Source organism: Curtobacterium sp. NPDC088465 (genome assembly GCF_044753165.1).
Classification (GTDB): domain Bacteria; phylum Actinomycetota; class Actinomycetes; order Actinomycetales; family Microbacteriaceae; genus Curtobacterium.
Genome location: NZ_JBIVMR010000002.1, coordinates 379,315 through 399,432, shown reverse-complemented (window position 1 = coordinate 399,432; position 20,118 = coordinate 379,315). Strand labels below are relative to the sequence as shown.

Sequence of the window (20,118 nt, the reverse complement as noted above, 5' to 3'; positions counted from 1 at the left end):
GGTTCGGCAGCGTGTGAGGCGGCGTGTCTTGTAACGGAACCCAATCCCGGAATCTACGTGCCACCACTACCCCTCCTGGTCGAGTTTCGCTACGTTCTCTCCATGGGTCACCTCCTCGGGTACGCGCGCGTGTCCACCACCGACCAGGACGCGTCGCTACAGATCGACGCGCTGGGCGCCGCCGGCTGCTACCGCGTGTTCGTCGACACCATGTCCGGGTCGCTGCAACACCGGCCCGAGCTCGACAAGCTCCTCGACCAGCTCCGCCCCGGCGACACTCTCGTCGTCTGGCGACTCGACCGGCTCGGTCGATCCATCCGGCACCTCATCGACCAGCTGCACGCACTCGCCGAACGCGGCATCGGGTTCCGGTCGCTGCAGGAGACCATTGACACCACCTCACCCGGTGGCCGGCTTGTGTTCCACGTCTTCGCTGCGCTGGCGGAGTTCGAACGGGACCTCATCAAGGAACGCACCAACGCCGGCCTCGCCGCCGCCCGAGCCCGCGGCAGAACCGGCGGCCGACCATCTCGGCTCTCCGCGGACCAGGTGCGCACCGCACGCCGGCTCTACGAACAGCAGGACATGACCGTCGCGCAGATCGGCGATGTCCTCGGCGTCAGCCGCACCACCATCTACCGGACGCTCGCGAAGCACGCCGAACCCGTCGCCCGCCGACGCGCAAAGCCCTCACCGACGATGTAGCCGGTCATGGACGCGAGCGAGCGGTGGCGAATCCTTCGACTGCACGTCGAGGACGCAATCCCGCTTGCCACTCTGGCCCGCAGCACGGGCGTCACCGAGCGCACCCCGCAAAGCTGGCTCGCCCGCTACCGGACAGGCGGATACGCCGCCCTCGCCGACGACGCTCGCGCCGACCATGGCGTCCGACGCACAGCACCGGAACTCGTCCGCCTGGTCGAAGGGCTTGCGCTCACCAAGCCGCGGCCGTCGATCGCCACCATTCACCGTCAGGTTGGCGTCCACTGCGCTGAACGGGGACTGCCGTCGCCGTCGTACTCCGCCGTGCGGTCGATCGTGAACGGGCTCGATCCCGGAATGGTGACGCTCGCACTCGAGGGGCCAGCGTCATACCGTGACAAACACGAGCTGCTGCTCCGACGTCGCGCGGACCGCCCGAACGCGATCTGGCAGGCGGACCACACGATGCTTGACCTGCTCATCGTCGGGCCCAACGGCAAGCCCGCACGGCCGTAGTTGACGGTGATCCTCGACGACTACTCCCGCGCGATCTGCGGGTACATGGTGTTCCTCGGTGCCCCGTCAGCGGCGAACACCGCGCTCGCGCTGCGCCAAGCGATCTGGCACAAGCCGGAACCGGACTGGCCCGTCTGCGGGATCCCGGACGTGCTCTACACGGACCACGGGTCCGACTTCACCAGCCATCGTCTCGGCGACACCGCCGCTGTGCTGCACCTCCGCATCATCCACTCGCAGGTCGCCCGGCCCCAGGGGCGCGGGAAGATCGAGCGGTTCTTCGGCACGATCAACACCGAACTGCTCCCAACGCTCCCCGGCCATTTCGCAGCCGGATCCTCGGCGCCGACGCCGGCGCTGGATCTCGGCGGCGTCGACAGTGCCATCAGCACGTTCATCCGCAGCTACAACGCCCGCACCCACCGCGAGCTCCGGACGAGCCCACTGCACGCGTGGATTGCAGACGGGTGGCTGCCACGGCTCCCGGAGTCCCTTGAACAGCTCGACGGGTTCCTGCTCACCGTCCCCACGACGCGGGTCGTGCAGCGCGATGGCATCCACTTCGAGGGCCTCCGCTACACCGCGACGACCCTCGCGCCGTTCGTCGGTAGCACCGTGAGTGTCCGGTACGACCCACGCGACGTCACCGAGATCCGCGTCTTCCACCGCGACGTGTTCCTCTGCACCGCGATCAGCACCGAGCACCAGACCGAGACGATCAGCCTCAAGCAGATCCAAGCCGCCAGGAACGCTCAGCGCCGGGCTTTACGCGGGCAGATCCACGAACGCATCGCGATCGTCAATCCCAAACTCGACGACACCACCACACCGGCAGCCGTCGAGACGGATCGGCCGCGACTGAAGACCTACGAGGAGGACCGGTCATGACGAGCCAGTTCATCGTCACCAAGGAGCACCGCCGGTTCGCGGAGTTTGCCGACGCGGTCCGGAAGCAGAACACCATCGGCGTCTGCTTCGGGCCAGCCGGCGTCGGCAAGACCCTCTCAGCGCGCCGCTACGCGCACTGGGACAGCATCGGCCCGTTCATCGCCAGGTGGGCCGCACGCAGTGAAGACGACACCAAGATCTTTGCCGCGGCCCACCGCGCCCGGACCGTCTTCTACACGCCCGAGGTCTCCGCGACGATGCGCGCCCTGCAAGAGGACCTCCGACACGACATGATCCGCACCGAACGCTGCATCGAGGAACACCTCGTCCTCCACGGCGGCCACGTCGATCACGCGCACGGCCCCAACCCGTCACTACTCGAGCTGATCATCATCGATGAGTCTGAACGCCTCACCGGCAACGCGATCGAGTGGCTCCGCGACCAGTACGACCGGACCGGCGTCGCGATGATCCTGATCGGCATGCCCGGCATCGAGAAGCAGTTCACTCACTACCCACAGCTCTACAGCCGACTCGGGTTCGCCCACCAGTACCGCCCCCTCGGCCACGACGAGCTGCTGTTCGTCCTCGAACGTCAATGGCGCAAGCTCGGCAAGACCCTCGACCCCGACGACTTCACTGACGCGCAAGCCATCGCCGCCGTCGAACGCATCACCCGCGGCAACTTCCGTCTCCTCGAACGTCTCCTCCCACAGATTCAACGTGTCCTGAAGATCAACGAGCTCGACGTCATCACCAACGACGTCGTCGAAGCCGCCCGCAGCACCCTCGTCATCGGCACCACCTAACCCGACACGGAACGCGGCGAAGACCGCGACACAGAGCGAAGCTGCTCACACCGCAGCAATCTGCGCCGATGAACTGTCCGGATAGGTAGTCCGAAATTGGTTCCGGTGAGGGTCCCCCATGTGAGACTGTCAGTATGGAATCCGGATGGACCCTCGGCTACGCCCGCGTCTCCACGGCAGGGCAGGATCTCACCGCACAGACGGACGCGCTCCTGGCGCTCGGGGTGCCGGCCGATTGCGTGTTCACCGACAAGGGGATGACGGGCACACGACGGGACAGGCCGGGGCTGACCTCCGTCCTGGCTGCGTGCCGTCCCGGAGACACATTGGTGGTGACAAAGCTCGATCGACTCGCCCGCTCCCTGCGGGATGCAACGGACATCGCCGAGGAGTTGACGCGCCGCCAGGTGCGGTTGAACATCGGCGGCGCCATCTACGACCCGACCGACCCCGTCGGCCGGCTGCTGTTCAACGTCCTGGGCATGGTCGCCGAGTTCGAAGCCGATCTCATCCGGGCACGCACTCGTGAAGGCATGGCCGTGGCGAAGGCCCGCGGCAAGCTCAAGGGCCGTAAGCCGAAGCTCTCCCCCGCGCAGGAGCGGCACCTCGTGGCACTCCATCGCGCCGGGGATCACTCGATCGCCGAGCTCGTCGAACTGTTCGGCATCGGCCGCGCAACGGTCTACCGGGCGCTCGACCGAAACCCGGTCGCGGACGCTCCGGACCTCACGCTCCCCCGCGTCGAGGCGTAGCGGATGACCGCAGTTATCCCAGCGACCTACTGCGCCCGGCTGCTCAAACGGACTCGAGCAGACGTTGCCGGCGCCATTGCCGAAGCAGTGGAGCGTCGCGACGAGGGCGAGGGCTCCTCCGGCCGTGGCCGGCTCATTCACTGGATCGCCGGCATCGACAACCCAGATACCGCGGGCTTCCTCCGGTTCATGGCCGACGAGTCGCTGGAAGACGCCACACGTCTCCTGACCGCGATTGACGAGCACGCGCATGCGATGCAGCTCGTCATGGAAGCCGGCGTGGCGTCGACATCGCTCACGACACTCCAACGCGCGTTGATCGAGGCGGTCCTGACGCTCTGCTATGTCCATGACGCCGCCGCCACCCCGGCGCGCACCATGCTCCGCATCCTTGCCCGCCAGCTCGATGCCTTCGAGGGGTCGGAACGCAACTCCGCGGCGTTCCCTCGTGCGGTCGTCGGAGACCGCGCCGCCGAGATTCGCGAGGGCGTCGAGGGCTTCCGCGCCATGCTTGTGCGGTTCGGCATTGAACTCGCGCCGGTCCACAAGGGGTCCACCCCCTCGCTGACTTACGACGGTGAGCGCGAGAACGTCATGTTCAACGCCACCGACGCCGCCAAGCGCTACCTCAAAGCTGATGCGCATCACTGGAACATGGGAAGTGGTGGCACGCACTCGAAGGCGTGGTTCCTACCGAGCGTGCTCGACGGGCTCACGGACGAGAAGCTGTCGAGCGAGCTGGAGCAGTTCGGCGCGCCAACGTTCGCGGTGCTCGCGTCGGCACGGGTTCTGCTGACTGCGGTAGCCGCGCACAGTGGGGTGTCTACGACCCCAGCGCGTGAAGCGGTGTTCAAGCGGGAGAAGGCACTGATGGCCTTCGTGCAAGGCAACGATCCCAGCCCCATATCACTGGAGGAGTTTGAATCGCGACCTGCTGACTGGAAGCCAAAGACTCAGGACCTCTCGGCATTTCATCGCCGACGCCCCCATTGCAGAATGAACACCTCACAGGCAGCCGCCGCGCAGGAAACACCAGCAGTTCACGATTGACCCATAACACGACGCCCATGACAAGAATTCGACGCGCAGCCCTGCCGACGAGACGATCACTTGCCAATGAGAAGGTGCAGGTCTCCGGCAGAACCGCATTCTCCCGTACGGGGTAGGAGGTCTAGACCCTCGTCAGGATCGGAGAACCGAGGGGTGATCATGTCATCAGGAACGAGTCGAGGACGTCGATCAGCCTCTGGGGCTCGCCACCTGCGAGCAGCCAGCCGATCGGAGTGACGGGTACCCCTTGAACCACGGTCTGGCCGTGAGGTGTGGTCATGAACCCGAGTAGCGCCGACGGGTGCTGATCCGGCTGGAAGTGGGGGGTCACTTGAGGGAGATGCTGAAGAACTGCCGAGTGATGGTCTGCGGTGAACTGCCATGCCGGTAGGCGAAACTCGTCGTCGCAGACGAACGCGAACAGTTGGCCCCTGTGGATGTCGGCGACTACCTGCTGGGCGCTCTTTCGGATCCACTCGGCCGCTTCGCCCACCGTCAGCGCAGCACTGAGCGCGTTGGATCGCGTCCGTCGGATATGTGCGTCCAGCTCTCCGCTCGCGACTCGTCGTTTAGCTTGCTCGTACCCCTCGAGGCCGTAGGTGTCGATCAACACGCGTTCTTGTTCGGGAGTCGGTGGCGGTGCAGATGCCGTGAGTCGGAAGGGGTCGTGGTGGGGCCCGAAGTCGTAGCCATGTGCGTGAACGCCGGCGGAGTAGGCGAAGGTGTACGACTGACTCGGTCGATCGCTGCCGGCTCGAGCTAGTACGGCGTCTCTTGCATCAGCGAAGCTCCACGCCCACAGCTCTCGGCCGAGCGGCCCGCGTCGAAGGTCCTCCGGAAGGGGGAGATCCCAGTGGACTGCGGCGCGCGCTCGCGCGATTTGGAGCCGTGTTGGTCGATTCTTTGGCTTACTCCAATGACTGTCGTTCCGCGCCGGCGATGGCTTTGAGGGGTTCACAGCAGACCGTCCTCGCTCAGGATCATGCTCGACAGTTTCGCGATCGAGCCGTCCAGGTAGAGAAGCAAGGAGCGAGCTACCGGCCACGGTGGGCCGCCCGCGATCAAGTAATCACGCGGAGAGAGCGGAACGGAGCCCTGGAGAAGCGGATCCTGTGAGCACATCACATGGGCGACCAGCGCAGGAAGGGCACGCTCGGGTATGCACTGCACGATCGTCGACCATCGCTCCGAGATCGGCTTCAAGTCCCGCGCTTGCAGGTCGCAGAACTGCCATGTCGGCACGACGAGCCGATCCGCGAGTCGATAGCCATACCAGGATCGATCGGCGACCCAGCCCTCCACTTCGGCGACTGAGCACTCGAAGCGACGGGCGATGTCCTCGGCGTCGATGACCGTTATGAAGTCGATCGTGACGCGACGTGTCAGGACCGTCATGAGCTTGCGATCGCTGAGGACGGGCTCCGCGTAATTCTCGTGGGTGAAGGCGCCGATCCACTCGAGTGCCAGTGCACGCTGCGCGTCGCGTCGAGTGCGCTCGTCCAGGAGTCCAGCAAGCGCATCGGACAGTCCGAGCATCGCCGTACTCGGCTCCAGTCCGAGCTTCAGGAGAGTTCCCGCCAGCTCGGCCGTGGCGCGCTCGTTCACTTGCAGTGGCGAGGTTGACTGTCGTGGAGGTTCGCCCGATTGCATCACTGGTGCCTCCAGTCAGGTTCCTCAGCTCACGTGGTCTGTGGTTATTATAGTAACCACCATGAGGCAATCGGATGCTGGTCGATCTGGCGCCAAGGTGAGCATCGAGGCCGGAGATGACGACCTCGAACTCAGCTGGCTTGCATCGATTGCGTTGCCCCGTGGGACGCGAGTCGAGTACGCAGCGTTCGGGTCGAGAGGCAACTTTGTGGTTGCACGGAACGAAGCGGTCGTCAGTGCAGTCTGCGACTTCGACTCTGGGGAGTACGTCGTGACGCAGATGAGTTCTGGCACCGCGATGGTTTCCGCGATTGCGCTCGGCCTAGTGGCACGCCGCCTCACGCACCTGCGCAACGAGCCGCCAGAGCACCGCCGCCAACACGAAGGCAACCTGAAGCCACTTGCCGGGCTCACGAGTGGTGAGTGGTTCCCGTTCGAGACGCTCCCGGCAAACTGGAGGCTATGACGGGCGCTTCCAGAGTTCGGCGTCGAGTGCGATCTCGAGCTTCGCGAGAGTAGCCAGGTCGGGCCACGTGCGTCCGGCCAGTATGTTCAGCAGAGTCACATGGTTGACGCCGGCGGAAGCGGCCACAGAACGGGCGCTCTGTTCGTGCATGGCACCTCCCAGCCGAACAACGAACTCTCGTGCTGCCTCACCGATCGGGTCAGCTGACCGCACCTCCGGCCACGGCTCCGGAGCGAGCTCACGGGGGCGACTCCGGCTCTTATTGCTCACGGTGCCAGCGTAAAGGTGAATGGCGTCCCGTTTGAGTCGGGCACACTGCATACCCACTACGGACCCCAAGCGCCGCGTCCGTTGCGAGCATTACTCGGGACGACGTGCGATCAGTCTAGGACTTCGTCGCAACTCCAGACCACTGGGTACCGAAGAGCCCCACCGAGGGAGACGAGGTTTTGACCGCCGGACCACACGGACCAACTCCGGCGGGTGGAACACCCGTCGTTACCAGTTAGCGCTGAACAGCTAGGCAGCCGGGGAACTCGCGTCCACGCACCGTTCTCGTCGCACGACGCGCCGCCGTTCGTCCGCCGTGGGTGCACGACATGCCGCTCACGATCAACGTGAACGGCATGTCGTGCGACCTGGGCGTCGTGACCGGCGGCGCGTCGTGACCGGCGGCGCATCGTGGCCGGCTCCGCGGTGGCGTTGCGGGTCCGGCGGACCTGCGCGGTCGGCGGCGACGGCCGGGTCGTCAGTGCTCGGGCGTCTCGTCGCCGGTGGGCACGTCGTCGGCGTCGATCTCGAGGGCGGCCTGCTCGCTGCCGTCCTCCTCGACCTCGGAACGGTCGGTGTCCGGCTGCTCCGGCTGCTCGGCCTGTGTGGTCTCTTCTGCGGGGTCCGGCTGGCTGTACGTCATGGCGGGGACGCTACTCGGCACGGCCTGTGTCGGTCCGGGCGGTGCGGTCGTCGACGGTGACCGGACAGACGGACGGGAGGCGCGCGGCGGTGCCGCCACGCGCCTCCCGTCCGGTGGTGCTACTGGTTCTGCAGCATCTGCGTCGCCAGCACGGCGCCGAAGATCATGAAGATGATCGCGATGACGATGCCGATGACGCTCAGGACGATGCCGGCGAGGACCATGCCGCGGTTCAGGCCCCGGCGACGCGCGACGAAGCCGAGGATCAGGCCCACGATGCCGGCGATCAGACCGATGATCGAGAACAGGAAGCCGAAGACGACGGCGACGATGCCGAGCACCAGCGACCCGATGGCGAGGCCGTTGCCGCCGTTCGTCGCGGGTGCCGCGCCGGGCGTGTTCGGTGCCGGCGGGAAACCGTTCGTGGACATGGGAGCTCCTCGTGTCAGGGCCGCTGGCACGGGTTGCGTGCGGCCGTCAGCGCACACGGTAGGCGGTTCCTGCGAAGTGCGTTCACATCAGCTGTACGCACCCGGTGCTGCCGGATCAGACGGCACGGTGCTGCCGGACCAGGTCCGGGAGCTCCACCGGCTCGAAGGGCTCGTCGGTGGCGTCGAGCTCCTCGGCGGTCCACCACCGCGAAGCGAGGATGTCGACGCGCTCGTCGTCGGTCCACTCGGCGTCGGACAGCTCGAACCCTGGCGTCCGGACGACGTAGAACTCGCTGTGGCCGCGGTCGTGGTCGGCCAGGTCCCACTCGACCGTGAAGTCCCAGCTCCACACGGGGTCGCCCGGATCGTCGACGACGACGCCGGTCTCCTCACGGAGCTCGCGGACGGCGGCGTCGCGGTGCGACTCCCCCGGGTCCACGCCGCCACCGGGGGTGATCCACCGGTGCGCGTGGTCGGACGACGGCGACCGCGTGTCCATGAGGAACACGCGGCCGTCCGGGTCGAGCAGGAGGATGCGGGAGGTCAGACGGAGGCCGGGCTTCGCTGTCATCCGCCCGAGGCTACCCGTCGCGCCGTCCCCCGCCCCGTGTCAGGCCGTGAAACCGCTCGTGTCGCCGACGAGCTTCGTGTGGTCGGCCGGGACCGGCTCGACGGCGGCCAGGGCGATCTCGGCCGCGAACTCGGACACGCTGTAGAGCTTCCCGACCTCCTGGCGCCGACCCTCGATCGCACCGGGGTTCAAGCGGTTGAGCAGCGTCGCCGTGATGGTGCCCTCGATCATGTCGCCGGAGACGGTCACGAACTCGATGCCGGCGGCCTCGAGCTGCGGGATGAGCTCGCGCAGCGCGAGTTCGCCGGCGCGCTTGCTCTTGGCGACGGGGACGTACTCGTCCATCGTCTCGGCGGTCTCGACGAAGTGGGCCTGGTGGCTCGTCACGAAGACGACACGCGAGCCGGCCGGCATGTGCGGCACGGCGGTCTGCAGCATGTCGACCTGTGCGTCGCGGTTCAGGCGGAGTGCGTAGTCCTCCCCCAGGTCGGCCTCCATGCCGCCGGAGGCGTTGAGCACGAGCAGGTCGATCCCGCCCCACTCGGCCACGACGCGGTCGACCATCGCCTGGACGGAGTCGTGGTCGGTCAGGTCGGCAGCCACGGCGATCGCGGAACCGCCGGCAGCGACGACCTTCTCGACGATCTGCTCGGCGCGCCGGGCCTTGTTGCGGTAGTTCACGACGACCTTCGCGCCGGCCTCGGCCAGGTAGCCGACGGTGTCGGCGCCGATACCGCGCGACGACCCCGTGACGAGGGCGCGCTTGTCGGCGAGGGATCCGGGGGCGAGGGGGTTCGTCACGGGCGTGTTCTCCAGGTCGCTGCTGTGGCCGGTCGGCCGCCGACGAGCCTACCAACCACGCGGCCCGCGCCGGGCGAGCGTCAGTCGCACCCGCGCGGACCCGAGCGTGACTTGATATGTTGAACGGAGTTGGACCGGCCGTCGCGACGCTGCACGCCGGAGCGCGCGATGCAAGGGAGGGAGATCGCGTGAACATCGACTGGATCCAGACCGTCGTCTGGATCGGACTGACACTGCTGCTGGGCGTGGTCGAGATCTTCACGCTCGACTTCATCTTCCTGATGCTCGCCACGGGCGCGGCCGGGGGTCTGATCGCAGCGCTGGTCGGCGCGCCGTGGTGGCTCTCCGCGATCATCGCGGCCGTCGTCGCACTCGTGCTGCTCTCGCTCGTCCGCCCCCGGCTGCTCGTGGCGCTCGGCCGGAACGCCGACCCGCACCGCACCAACATCGAGGGGCTGATCGGCCTGCGCGGCACCGTCGCGGTGGCCTTCACGTCGTCGTCCCCCGGGCAGGTCCGTCTCGCGAACGGCGAGACCTGGAGCGCCCGGCTCGCCGCAGGCTCCCCCGACCGCACACCACCGCTCGGCACCCCCGTGGTCGTCGAGTCCATCGAGGGGTCGACCGCGGTCGTCCGCCTCGGAGAAAGGGCCACCTCGTGACCATCTCAGCCGGGACGATCGCCCTGATCGTCCTCGTCCTCGTCGTCGTGATCTTCGTGATCGTCGTCCTGTCCCGCGCGATCCGGATCGTGCCCCAGGCGACGGCCGGGATCGTCGAACGACTCGGCAAGTACCACAAGACGCTCAGCCCCGGACTCAACATCCTGGTGCCGTTCATCGACCGGCTCCGCCCGCTCATCGACATGCGCGAGCAGGTCGTGTCCTTCCCACCGCAGCCGGTGATCACCGAGGACAACCTGGTGGTCTCGATCGACACCGTCGTCTACTTCCAGGTGACCGACGCACGCGCCGCCACCTACGAGATCGCGAACTACCTGGGTGCGGTCGAGCAGCTCACCACCACGACGCTCCGCAACGTCGTGGGTGGCCTCAACCTCGAAGAGGCACTGACCAGCCGCGACAACATCAACGGCCAGCTCCGGGTCGTCCTCGACGAGGCGACCGGCAAGTGGGGCATCCGGGTCGGTCGTGTCGAGCTCAAGGCGATCGAGCCGCCCGTGTCGATCCAGGACGCCATGGAGCAGCAGCTCCGCGCCGAACGGAGCCGTCGAGCCGCGATCCTGCAGGCCGAGGGCACCAAGCAGTCGGCGATCCTCGAGGCCGAGGGCCAACGGCAGGCCGCGATCCTCGCCGCCGAGGGTGACGCGAAGGCCCAGGTGCTCCGCGCCGAGGGTGAGGCGCAGGCCATCGCGACCGTCTTCGAGGCGATCCACACGGGCGACCCGGACGACAAGCTGTTGTCCTACCAGTACCTGCAGACCCTGCCGAAGATCGCCGAGGGCACGGCGAACAAGCTGTGGATGATCCCGAGCGAGTTCACCGAGGCGCTGTCCGGGATCGCCAAGGGCTTCACCGGCGGGCGGACCGGCAGCGGTCCGGTCGCGGGAGCCGGTGGGGGCACGGACTTCCTGTCGCGCATCTCGAAGCTCGCGAACGAGAGCCTGGCGAACACCGCGACCGCGGACGGCGCGGCGGCGGCGAACCCCCGACCGGACGCCACCGCGGCCGACATCGTCCCGGACGCCGCGCTCGACGAGCGGCTCGAGGAGTCGAACCGCAGTGTCGACGCGCGCCTCGCCGCGGCCGACGAGGCCTCGCAGACCGCGCTCGGGGACGACCACCGGCCGTAGGTCTCCCCGCACACGACGACGCCCGCCCCGGATCTCCCGGGGCGGGCGTCGTCGTGTCGGGGGTGGTGCTCAGGCGCCGCGACGTGCACGCAGGAACGCGAGACGCTCCTCCAGGAGCTCCTCGAGTTCCTCGCGCGAGCGACGCTCGAGCAGCATGTCCCAGTGCGTCCTCGGCGCCTTGACGTCCTCGGCAGCGACCTCGACGGGGATCCCGTCGTCGCCGAGCAGCCGTCCTTCGCGCCCCGTCCGGGGTTCCGACCACGTCTGCGGTACGTCCGCCTCGGCGGAGAAGACGACGTCGAACGTCTCCCCCGACTCGGTCTGGTAGACCGCGCGCTTCCGGTCGGAGAGCTCGACGCCCTCCTCGCTCTGGAGACTCTGGCTCCCGAGCCGCATCCCGCGGAGACTCCGATCAGCCATGTGTGTGCTCCTCTCGCTCGTCTGCCCTCCTCAACACTGTCCCACGCGGGATGCATCCCGACTGGGCGCATTCACAGAGCGTTCCCAGTGGGAGGTGGCGGTGTTCAGGAATCGCGGCGGAGCGACCGTGTCGATCGACGGCCCCACGGTGCGCACGCGAGCAGGGCGAGGAGGGCCCCGAGCGACACCAGGAGGGTGACCGACCCGGAGACGATCGTGGCGGGGGTCGTCCCGGTGCCGAGCGGCACGTCCGTGACCATCGAGGTCGCCGTGTACTCGGGGACGCGGTCGATGGTCCGCCCCGAGGGGTCGATGACCTGGGACGCACCGACCGTCGAGATGTTGACGAGCGAGCGACCGGTCTCGACCGCCCGGAGCCGGGCGATCTCGAGCTGCTGCAGGTTCTCGTCGGTCCCGGAGAAGTCGGCGTTGTTCGTCTGCGCGAGGATGACCTGCGCTCCCCCGCGAGCCATGTCGGACGTGAGTCCGTCGTCGACGATGTCGAAGCAGACCGCGATCCCCGCCTTGATGCCGGCGACATCGAGCACGTTCGGCCTGGTGCCCGGCGTGTAGTCGCGCTGCAGCAGCCCGATGAGCGACGGCGCGAGCTTCGAGAAGAACCAGCGGTCGGGCACGTACTCGCCGAAGGGGACCGGACGTTTCTTGTCGTAGGACGACTGCCAGCCGTCGGCGGTCCACACGAACGACGTGTTGTGCAGGACGCCGGACGGTGTCTGCGTGATCGCCCCGGCGACCAGCGGCGCCCCGACCGTGTCGACCACGGAGTCGAGGGCGCCTGCGACGGCCGGGAAGCGCCGCGGGTCGGCCTCGGCGGCAGCCTCGGGCCAGACGACCAGGTCGACGCCACGCGCCTCGACGTCGGTCGCGGCGACCTGCGCGGCCAGGACCTCGCCCGGCTGGGCGCGGTCGAAGTACCCGGCCGGACCGTTTCCCTGCACCGCCTCGACGCGGATGCTGCCGTCGATGCGGGTGGGCCAGGCGGGCACGGCCAGGACCACGGCGACCAGGAGCCCGGCGGTGGCCACGCGCGTGGACGCGGCGACGCCCGAGCCGGGTGTGCGAGGCACGACGAGCGCGAGCGACAGCACGACCGCGACGCAGTAGACGACGACGAACGTCACGCCGAGCACGCCCACGTACGCCGCGAGGTGCGTGAAGGGTCCCTGTGACTGGGACAGCCCGACCCGGCCCCACGCGAAGCCCTCGTACGGCCAGCTGCCGGAGAACCACTCGCGTCCGGTCCAGAGTCCGGCGACGACGGCCGGGAGGCCCCACACCCGCCAGGCGGTCGACGGCAGGACGCGCGCGACCCAGCGGTACGCGAGGGCGATCGCCACGCTGCCGAGGGCGAAGTACGCGGCCTCGAACAGCGCGAGCGCCAGCCACGGGACCGGCCCGAGGTACCGCCCGGCCCAGGAGATCGCGGGCAGCCAGAAGGCCGCGCCGGCCACGTACCCGAGCCAGGCTGCACGTCGGGCGCGCTGCCCCATCGCGGCGAGCAGCATGCAGGCCATCGCCGGGTAGGCGAGGAACCACCAGCCCGGGGACGGGAACGACAGGGCGAAGAGCAGACCGCCGACGACCGCGAGCGGGAACGCGAGGCGCAGCGGCAGCGCGGCGAACTCGTCGCGCTGCCGCTCCTGCAGGACCCCGGACCTGACACGGGACACCGTCGACGCCCGCGAGGCGGCGCGGACGACGCGGCGTCCCGCGGTGGAACCGCCGGTCTGCGGGCGCGTGGCCGCGTCGGGGACGTGCACCGGGCCTCCCGTCAGACCGTCGCGTAGGCGACGATGCCGCGGCGCACCGCGTCCGTCGCCCGTCGCGCGGTCTGGGCGAGCTCCTCGTCGCCGGCGTTCCGGACCTGGTCCAGCAGGTCGATGACCTGCTTCGACCAGCGCACGAAGTCGCCAGCGGGCATGTCCAGGGTCCGGAGCACGTCGTCGAGCGCGGAGCCGGACGCCCAGCGGAACATGCCGACCGACATCGCCGGGGTCGGCGGCTGCGAACCGGCGAGCCGCGCATCGCGCTCGATGTCGTCGAGCCGCGCCCAGATGGTCAGCGTCTCGTCGAGCGCCGGCCGGAAGGCTCCGCGGGGCAGGGCGTGCTCGGTCCCCGGGGCGTCCTCGCGCCGGGGCTGGTACACGATGGTGGCGGCCATGGCGGCGAGCTGCGCCGGGGTCAGTTCCTTCCAGACGCCGGCCTCGAGGCACTCGGCCACGAGCAGGTCGCGCTCACCGTAGATCCGCTGCAGGCGACGTCCGCCCGCGGCGACGGTCGCTTCGTCGTCCCCGGTGGCGACCAGGTAGCCGAGCTGCAGGAGCACGTCGGTGACCCGGTCGAACGTCGTCGCGACGGCGCCCGTGCGGGAGCGGATCTGCTGGACGAGCTTGTCGTTGGCGCGCTTGAGCTTGTACCAGCGCTCGGCCCAGCGGGCGTGCGCCTCGCGGTCCGGGCACGCGTGGCAGGGGTGGCGCTGCATCTGCCGACGGACCTCGGTGATCGCCGCCTGGCGCTCCTGCCGGGCGCCGTGCGAGGCCTCGCGACCGCCGGGGACGTTCGTGCGCTCGAGGTCCGACAGGCGACGGCGGAGCGCGGCGTACTCGGTGAAGTCGCCGAGGTGGCACTGCATCGCGCGCTGGTAGCCGTCGAGGGACTCCTGCTGCGAGCGGACCTTGCGCGCGAGGTCGACGACGGAACGGTCCGCCTGGAACTGCGCGAACGAGGTCTCGAGGACCTCGCGCGTCCGCTGCCGACCGAACTGCTCGATGAGGTTCACGGCCATGTTGTACGTGGGCTTGAACGACGAGTTGAGCGGGTACGTGCGACGGCTCGCCAGCGACGCGACGGCCTGCGGGTCGAGGCCGTCCGACCACTGGATGACCGAGTGGCCCTCGACGTCGATGCCACGGCGTCCGGCGCGACCGGTGAGCTGCGTGTACTCCCCCGGCGTGATCGGCACCCGGGCCTCGCCGTTGAACTTCTCGAGCTTCTCGAGCACGACCGTCCGGGCCGGCATGTTCACGCCGAGCGCCAGGGTCTCGGTCGCGAACACGACCTTGAGGAGCTTGCGCTGGAAGAGGTCCTCGACGACCTCCTTGAACGCGGGCAGCAGGCCGGCGTGGTGTGCGGCCACACCGCGCTCGAGGCCCTCGAGCCACTCCCAGTAGCCGAGCACCGCGAGGTCCTCGTCGAGCAGGGTCCGGCAGTGGTACTCGGCCGTCTCGCGGATCTCGTTGCGCTCGTCGGCGGTCGTCAGCGAGATGCCGGACCGGAGGACCTGACGGACGCCCTGGTCGCAGCCGTTGCGGCTGAACACGAAGAAGATCGCCGGCAGGAGCATCCGCTCGTCGAGCACCTTCGCGATCTGCTCGCGGTACATCTTCTCGGTACGAGGGCCCCGGCGCTCGGGGTAGCCGCCGCGTCCGCGACGACCACGGTGGCTGCCGCCGTGCCGCTCGCTGCGCGAGGCGCCGCCGACGAGTCGGAGCAGCTCCGGGTTCACCCGGTTCGTGGCCGCCGCACCGCTCGAGTCGAACAGGTCGACCATCTTCGAGCCGACGAGCACGTGCTGCTCGAGCGGGACCGGCCGGTCCTCGGACACGATGACGTCGGTGTCGCCGCGGACGGTCTGCAGCCAGTCGCCGAACTCCTCGGCGTTGGACACCGTCGCGCTGAGGGAGACGAGCCGGACCTCGGTCGGCAGGTGCAGGATCACCTCTTCCCACACCGCTCCCCGGAACCGGTCCGCCAGGTAGTGGACCTCGTCGAGGACGACCCACGCCAGGTCGTCGAGCAGGTCGGAGTCCGCGTAGATCATGTTGCGGAGCACCTCGGTCGTCATCACCACGACACGGGCCCGCGGGTTGACGTTCGTGTCGCCGGTGAGGAGCCCGACCTCGGACTCGCCGTAGTCGGCCACGAGCTCGTTGTACTTCTGGTTGCTCAGCGCCTTCATCGGCGTCGTGTAGAAGACCTTCGCGGTCGGCTGCCGCATGGCGAGCCAGATCGCGAACTCGGCGACGATCGTCTTGCCGGCACCGGTCGGTGCGGCGACGAGGACGCTCCGGCCCTGGTCGAGTGCGTCGCAGCCGGCGACCTGGAACGGGTCGAGGTCGAAGCGCAGGTCGGAACGGAACAGCTCGAGGTTGCGCGAGCGGTTCCGGACCTTCGCCGCCTGGTAGCGCTCGGCGGCAGTGGGTCCGGCGGTCATCAGCGTGCGTACTCCTCGTCGAGCTTCGCCTGCTGCTTCGCCAGCCTGCGGTCGTGGAGCCAGGTCACGAGACACGCTGCTGCGTAGAGCACCGTCATCGGGATCGCCAGCAGGAACATCGAGATGACGTCGGCCGACGGGGTCACGATCGCGCAGAACACCAGGATGCACACGATCGCGACGCGCCACGACCTGATGATCGAGCTGGCCGACAGCACCCCGACGAAGTTCAGCAGCACGAGGAACACCGGCAGCACGAACGCGATGCCGACGGCGACGATGAGCTTGATGACGAAGTCGTAGTACGCCTTGGCGTCGACGATCGACGTGTCCTGCGCCGACACGAAGCTGCCCAGGATCCCGACGATGTGCGGCAGGACGTACCAGCCGAACCAGCAGCCCGCGAAGAACAGCGGGATCGCGGTGCCCAGGAACCCGAACACGTACTGCTTCTCGCGCCGCACCAGCGCCGGGACGATGAACGCCCAGACCTGGTAGAGCCAGACGGGGCTCGAGATCACGACACCGATCGTGATCGCGATCTGCAGCCGCAGGTCGAACGCGCCGGTGATCTGCGGGAAGTTCAGCTCGGCCGTGTGGCCGCCGACCTCGGCCAACTGGGTGACCGGCTGCCGCAGGGCATCGAGCACGAACGGGGTGAGGAACCACCCGCCGACCGCGCAGAGCGCGACCGCGACGACGGCCTTGAAGAGACGGTTCCGCAGCTCGATCAGGTGCTGCCCGAGCGACATGCGACCCTCGGTGTCCTTCTCCGGACGGCCTGGTCGCCTCGCTCGCCCGCTCGCGGTCGTCGAAGCCATGGCCCGATCCTACGGGACCGGGGCCGACAGTCGGGCCGTCGGCGGCGGACCCACAGGCGGACGACCGGACGGGAGGCGCACGGCGGGCCCGCCCCGTGCCTCCCGTCCGTCAGGGTGCGCGGCGGGCGCGGTGCACGCTGTGGCCGGCGCTGGCGGGGTGCACGCGGTGGCCGGCGACGGCGCGGTGCGCGCGCTACTCGGCGGCCAGGGCTGCTTCGGCGAACGCGCGGACGGCGGCACGGGCCGCCGGCGGGTCGAGGACGACCGCTCGGCCCGGCAGGCCGGCCACCAGCCGGACGACCCCGTCGAAGCCGTTCGATGCCGCGAGCCGGATGCGGACGCGGCCGTCTGCGTCCTCGGCGTCGGCGGTGTCCGCCAGGAAGTCCGCGACGAGGGGCAGCGCCGAGCAGTCGAGCTCCACCGTGACGATGACGTCGCCGCCGGACTGCTGGAAGAGCGTGTCCGGGATCACGACGTCGCCGATGGTCTTCTCGGCCGGGCGGTCGTCCACGCGCACGCTCGTCATCCGGTCGAGCCGGAAGGTCCGGAGCGCCTGCCGGTCGAGGTCCCAGGCACGCAGGTACCAGTCGGTGTCGATCGACTCGACGCGGAGCGGGTCGACACGGCGGGTCCCGCCTCGGGTGCGCGGGCCGGCGTACTCGAACGCCAGACCACGACCGTCGGCGACGGCACGGCGGATGGTGGCGAGCGCCGCGTCGTGCAGGTCCTGACCGACCGCGACGTTCGACGCCGCTCCCCCGGCACCGCGGGAGAGCTTCGCCATGAGGGACCGGATCGCGTCCCGGTCGGCGGCCTCGGGCAGCGCGGACAGGTACTGCAGGCCGGCGATCAGGGCCGAGGCCTCTCTCGCCGACAGCCGGGGCGAGTCGTCGATCGCCACGAGGTTCGTCAGCACGATCATGTCGTTCTGCTCGAAGTCGTCCCAGGCGATGTCGAACAGGTCACCGTGCTGGTACTGCATCGTCTCGCCGGGCACCCCGGACACCGCGATGAGCTCGACCGCACGGCGGATGCGCTGCTCGGGGACGCCGAAGTGCCGTGCGGCCTCGGCCACGGACACGCGCTCGTGGTCGATGAGGTACGGCACGAGGACGAGCAGGAACGCGAGCTTGTCCTGTGCCTGGAGCGGTTGCTGGTCAGGCACGGGTACCTCCGGCGTCGGCGGTCTGGTCGGCGGCGGCGGTCTGATCTGCGTCGGCTCGGCCGGCCTCCGCGTGGTCGGCGACGAGGGCGCGCAGGCGGGCGACCACGAGCTCGCGGACCGCGGCGGGCTCGAGCACCCGGACCTCGGGACCGAAGGCCGCCAGTTCCTCGGCGAGGATCTGCGGGTCGACGTGGTGCACGACGAGCACGCCGTCGTCGTCGACCTCGGTGCCGCGTCGACGCTGGAGCCGGCGCTCGGCATCGGAACCGGGCACGACCGCGATCCGCGCCGTCCGTTCGGCCCACACCCGGTCCAGCTCGGTCAGGGCACGTTCGGCGGCGCCGGCGGGAGCGGGGTGCTGCCCGACCTGGTGCACGCTGACCGGTCCGACGATCCGCGACAGCAGGTAGTTCTTCGTGCCGCCGGTGGAGAACTCGTGCGCTGCGAGCATCCAGCGACCGCCGTGCTGCACGAGCGCGAGCGGTGCGAGGTCACGCCGGCGGGGCGCGTGCTCGCCCGGCGTGATGTAGTCGAAGCGCACGGCAGCGCCACGGTCGAGCGCTGAACGCAGGGGTTCGAACGCGGTGTCACGGGCGCGGAGCCGGGGCGAGTAGGCGGCCATGCCGGCGACACCCTGCGCCGTGGTCGTCCCACCGTCGTCGGCACCGGCGGACCGGACCTTCAGCAGCGCCCGTCGTGAGTCGGTGGACAGTGCGCCCTCGCGCCAGGCCATCGCGGCGAGCGACAGCAGTGCGGACTCGTCCGGGGTGAAGCGGACGTCGAGCGGCAGGTCGTACTCGCCCTTCGGGATGCGGTACCGGAGCGTCTGGTTGTTGCCGGCGGCGCCGGGCGTCTCGATCGTCTCGAGCGGGATGCCGAGGTCGCGGACGTCGTCCTTGTCGCGCTCGAACTGCCGCTCGAGCGACGCGTTGTCCCCACCGGACGTGTACCGCTGCCGGTAGCCCTGCACGTTGGCCAGGATCTCCGCCTTGGTCAGCCCGGCCTCGGTCGAGAGCAGCGCGAGCACCAGGCTGAAGAGCCGCTCCTCGGCGGGGACGCGGGGGGCTCGGGTGGCTGGCACGAGCCCGATCCTACGGCAGCGCGGGTGCGCCGGAGTGCACCCGCGCGCGGTCGGTGGACGGACCGTCGAGGGTCAGGCGGGCATCTTCCCGAGCACGTCGATGACGTACGCGGTGGTGCCGTCCTGCTGGTGCACGATCGCCAGGACCTGGTCGCCGACACGGTGGCCGAGGACGGCGTTCCGCACGCCGTCGATGACCTGGCCCTTCGCGAGCGGGATCGCCTGTGCGCCCGATCCGTCGGTCCAGCTCGAGCCGACGACGGACGAGTCGCCGTTGCTGCCGGCCCACGAGACGGCCGTGTACTTGATGACCGCGGTGTCCTTCGCGGTGAGCTCCGCCCCGGACCCCTTGCGGAGCAGGTGCAGCGCGTCGTCCTTCGGGGCGCTCCACGACGGGATCGTGATGCCGGGCGCACCCGACGGCGCGAGGACGACGGCGGGCATGCCGTCGCCGGCGAGCTGCGGCGTGCCGGTCGCCCGGGCGTCGAAGGCCTGCTTGACGTCCATGACCGCGATCACGGCGTCCTCGGCCTTGCGCGACGTGCCGGATCCGGCGGACGCGCTCCCGCTCAGCTCGCTCTTCGGCAGGGCGACGGCGAGCCGGTCGCCCACGTGGGCGCACTCGAGCGCGGTGCCCAGGGGGCCGTAGTTCGCAGCGCCCGCGGTGATCGGGGCGGTCTGCCCGGAGTACCCGCTGGTCTGCGCGACCTGACCGGTGCTGCCGTCGACGAGGGTGTACTCGACGAGGACCGGCGTCCCCTCCTCGATCTGGCGGCCGTTGCCGGAGCGCAGGACCGACACCTGCGTGTCCGTCGTGGTCAGCCCGGACGGCACCGACACCTTCGGCTCCTTGCCGAACGCACCGGACGCCGTCACCGCTGCCGACGCGGCACCGGGAGCCGGGCAGGAGGACGCGGCCGTACCGGCCCCGCTGGCGGCGCACCCCGTCAGGGACGCGGCGAGGCCGATGGTGACCAGGAGTGCGGGGATGGTGCGCACGGACCCTCTTTCCGTTCGGTGCTGGACGGGCATGCGTAG

At 69.4% G+C, this 20,118-nt stretch carries 20 protein-coding genes and 1 pseudogene; 8 read left to right on the top strand and 13 right to left on the bottom strand.

The window, feature by feature from the left end; all coding sequences use genetic code 11:
• The first annotated feature begins 102 nt into the window (after positions 1–102).
• The 5 genes and pseudogenes from ACIP6W_RS09170 (at position 103) to ACIP6W_RS09150 (ending at position 4,717) form a co-directional block, all read left to right on the top strand.
• Entirely contained in the window at positions 103–705 is a 603-nt protein-coding gene (locus tag ACIP6W_RS09170) for a recombinase family protein (protein WP_002857200.1), read from the top strand.
• Positions 706–711: 6 nt separating this feature from the next.
• Positions 712–2,106, top strand: a pseudogene (locus tag ACIP6W_RS09165) (Mu transposase C-terminal domain-containing protein).
• The gene (locus tag ACIP6W_RS09160) at positions 2,103–2,915 is read left to right on the top strand and encodes an AAA family ATPase (protein WP_400429116.1); all 813 of its coding nucleotides are present in this window, start codon (positions 2,103–2,105) and stop codon (positions 2,913–2,915) included. The pseudogene ACIP6W_RS09165 and the gene ACIP6W_RS09160 overlap by 4 nt, the downstream one beginning before the upstream one ends.
• Positions 2,916–3,049: 134 nt before the next feature.
• Positions 3,050–3,667 (top strand): recombinase family protein, encoded by a 618-nt coding sequence (locus tag ACIP6W_RS09155; protein WP_368004011.1) that lies wholly within the window; start codon positions 3,050–3,052, stop codon positions 3,665–3,667.
• A 3-nt stretch (positions 3,668–3,670) separates the two neighbouring features.
• Positions 3,671–4,717, top strand: coding sequence for a hypothetical protein (locus tag ACIP6W_RS09150; protein WP_368004012.1), 1,047 nt, complete (start codon positions 3,671–3,673; stop codon positions 4,715–4,717).
• Positions 4,718–4,874: 157 nt separating this feature from the next.
• On the opposite strand, the gene ACIP6W_RS09145 is transcribed toward ACIP6W_RS09150, so the two are convergent.
• On the bottom strand, positions 4,875–5,330 hold the full coding sequence (locus ACIP6W_RS09145; RefSeq protein ID WP_368004013.1) for a hypothetical protein: 456 nt from the start codon (positions 5,328–5,330) through the stop codon (positions 4,875–4,877).
• Between the two features lie 341 nt (positions 5,331–5,671).
• On the bottom strand, positions 5,672–6,322 hold the full coding sequence (locus ACIP6W_RS09140; protein ID WP_368004014.1) for a hypothetical protein: 651 nt from the start codon (positions 6,320–6,322) through the stop codon (positions 5,672–5,674).
• A gap of 106 nt (positions 6,323–6,428) precedes the next feature.
• On the opposite strand from ACIP6W_RS09140, the gene ACIP6W_RS09135 reads away from it, so the two are divergent.
• Positions 6,429–6,833, top strand: coding sequence for a hypothetical protein (locus tag ACIP6W_RS09135; protein ID WP_368004015.1), 405 nt, complete (start codon positions 6,429–6,431; stop codon positions 6,831–6,833).
• 748 nt (positions 6,834–7,581) lie between these two features.
• On the opposite strand, the gene ACIP6W_RS09130 is transcribed toward ACIP6W_RS09135, so the two are convergent.
• From ACIP6W_RS09130 to ACIP6W_RS09115, 4 genes are all read right to left on the bottom strand, one after another.
• Positions 7,582–7,746 (bottom strand): hypothetical protein, encoded by a 165-nt coding sequence (locus tag ACIP6W_RS09130; protein ID WP_158407754.1) that lies wholly within the window; start codon positions 7,744–7,746, stop codon positions 7,582–7,584.
• A gap of 119 nt (positions 7,747–7,865) precedes the next feature.
• A complete protein-coding gene (locus ACIP6W_RS09125; RefSeq protein ID WP_066654336.1) occupies positions 7,866–8,177 on the bottom strand; it encodes a DUF4190 domain-containing protein in 312 nt (103 codons plus the stop codon).
• A gap of 115 nt (positions 8,178–8,292) precedes the next feature.
• Entirely contained in the window at positions 8,293–8,748 is a 456-nt protein-coding gene (locus ACIP6W_RS09120) for an NUDIX hydrolase (protein WP_066654338.1), read from the bottom strand.
• Positions 8,749–8,787: 39 nt separating this feature from the next.
• Positions 8,788–9,549, bottom strand: coding sequence for an SDR family oxidoreductase (locus ACIP6W_RS09115; protein WP_251160213.1), 762 nt, complete (start codon positions 9,547–9,549; stop codon positions 8,788–8,790).
• A 188-nt stretch (positions 9,550–9,737) separates the two neighbouring features.
• Here ACIP6W_RS09115 and ACIP6W_RS09110 point away from each other — a divergent pair, with 188 nt between their 5' ends.
• Both ACIP6W_RS09110 and ACIP6W_RS09105 read left to right on the top strand, forming a co-directional pair.
• Positions 9,738–10,208 carry an NfeD family protein gene (locus tag ACIP6W_RS09110; RefSeq protein WP_400429112.1) on the top strand — a complete coding sequence of 157 codons (471 nt, stop codon included), beginning with the start codon at positions 9,738–9,740 and terminating at the stop codon, positions 10,206–10,208.
• Entirely contained in the window at positions 10,205–11,359 is a 1,155-nt protein-coding gene (locus ACIP6W_RS09105; protein WP_271827052.1) for an SPFH domain-containing protein, read from the top strand. Before ACIP6W_RS09110 ends, ACIP6W_RS09105 begins: the two co-directional genes overlap by 4 nt.
• Positions 11,360–11,428: 69 nt before the next feature.
• On the opposite strand, the gene ACIP6W_RS09100 is transcribed toward ACIP6W_RS09105, so the two are convergent.
• The 7 genes from ACIP6W_RS09100 to ACIP6W_RS09070 all read right to left on the bottom strand — a co-directional run bounded on the left by ACIP6W_RS09100 (position 11,429) and on the right by ACIP6W_RS09070 (position 20,079).
• Entirely contained in the window at positions 11,429–11,779 is a 351-nt protein-coding gene (locus ACIP6W_RS09100) for an RNA polymerase-binding protein RbpA (RefSeq protein ID WP_058727838.1), read from the bottom strand.
• Positions 11,780–11,883: 104 nt separating this feature from the next.
• On the bottom strand, positions 11,884–13,560 hold the full coding sequence (gene lnt, locus ACIP6W_RS09095) for an apolipoprotein N-acyltransferase (RefSeq protein ID WP_400429109.1): 1,677 nt from the start codon (positions 13,558–13,560) through the stop codon (positions 11,884–11,886).
• 11 nt (positions 13,561–13,571) lie between these two features.
• The gene (locus ACIP6W_RS09090; protein ID WP_400429107.1) at positions 13,572–16,013 is read right to left on the bottom strand and encodes a DEAD/DEAH box helicase; all 2,442 of its coding nucleotides are present in this window, start codon (positions 16,011–16,013) and stop codon (positions 13,572–13,574) included.
• Positions 16,013–16,765: a twin-arginine translocase subunit TatC gene (gene tatC, locus ACIP6W_RS09085; protein ID WP_066654351.1), complete on the bottom strand. Its 753-nt coding sequence runs from the start codon at positions 16,763–16,765 to the stop codon at positions 16,013–16,015. Before tatC ends, ACIP6W_RS09090 begins: the two co-directional genes overlap by 1 nt.
• A 262-nt stretch (positions 16,766–17,027) precedes the next feature.
• Entirely contained in the window at positions 17,028–17,999 is a 972-nt protein-coding gene (locus tag ACIP6W_RS09080) for a YafY family protein (protein WP_066654356.1), read from the bottom strand.
• Positions 17,992–19,080, bottom strand: coding sequence for a helix-turn-helix transcriptional regulator (locus tag ACIP6W_RS09075; RefSeq protein WP_400429105.1), 1,089 nt, complete (start codon positions 19,078–19,080; stop codon positions 17,992–17,994). The genes ACIP6W_RS09080 and ACIP6W_RS09075 overlap by 8 nt, the downstream gene beginning before the upstream one ends.
• Positions 19,081–19,152: 72 nt before the next feature.
• Positions 19,153–20,079, bottom strand: a complete 927-nt coding sequence (locus tag ACIP6W_RS09070; protein ID WP_400429104.1) for an FKBP-type peptidyl-prolyl cis-trans isomerase — start codon at positions 20,077–20,079, stop codon at positions 19,153–19,155.
• Between the last annotated feature and the right edge of the window lie 39 nt (positions 20,080–20,118).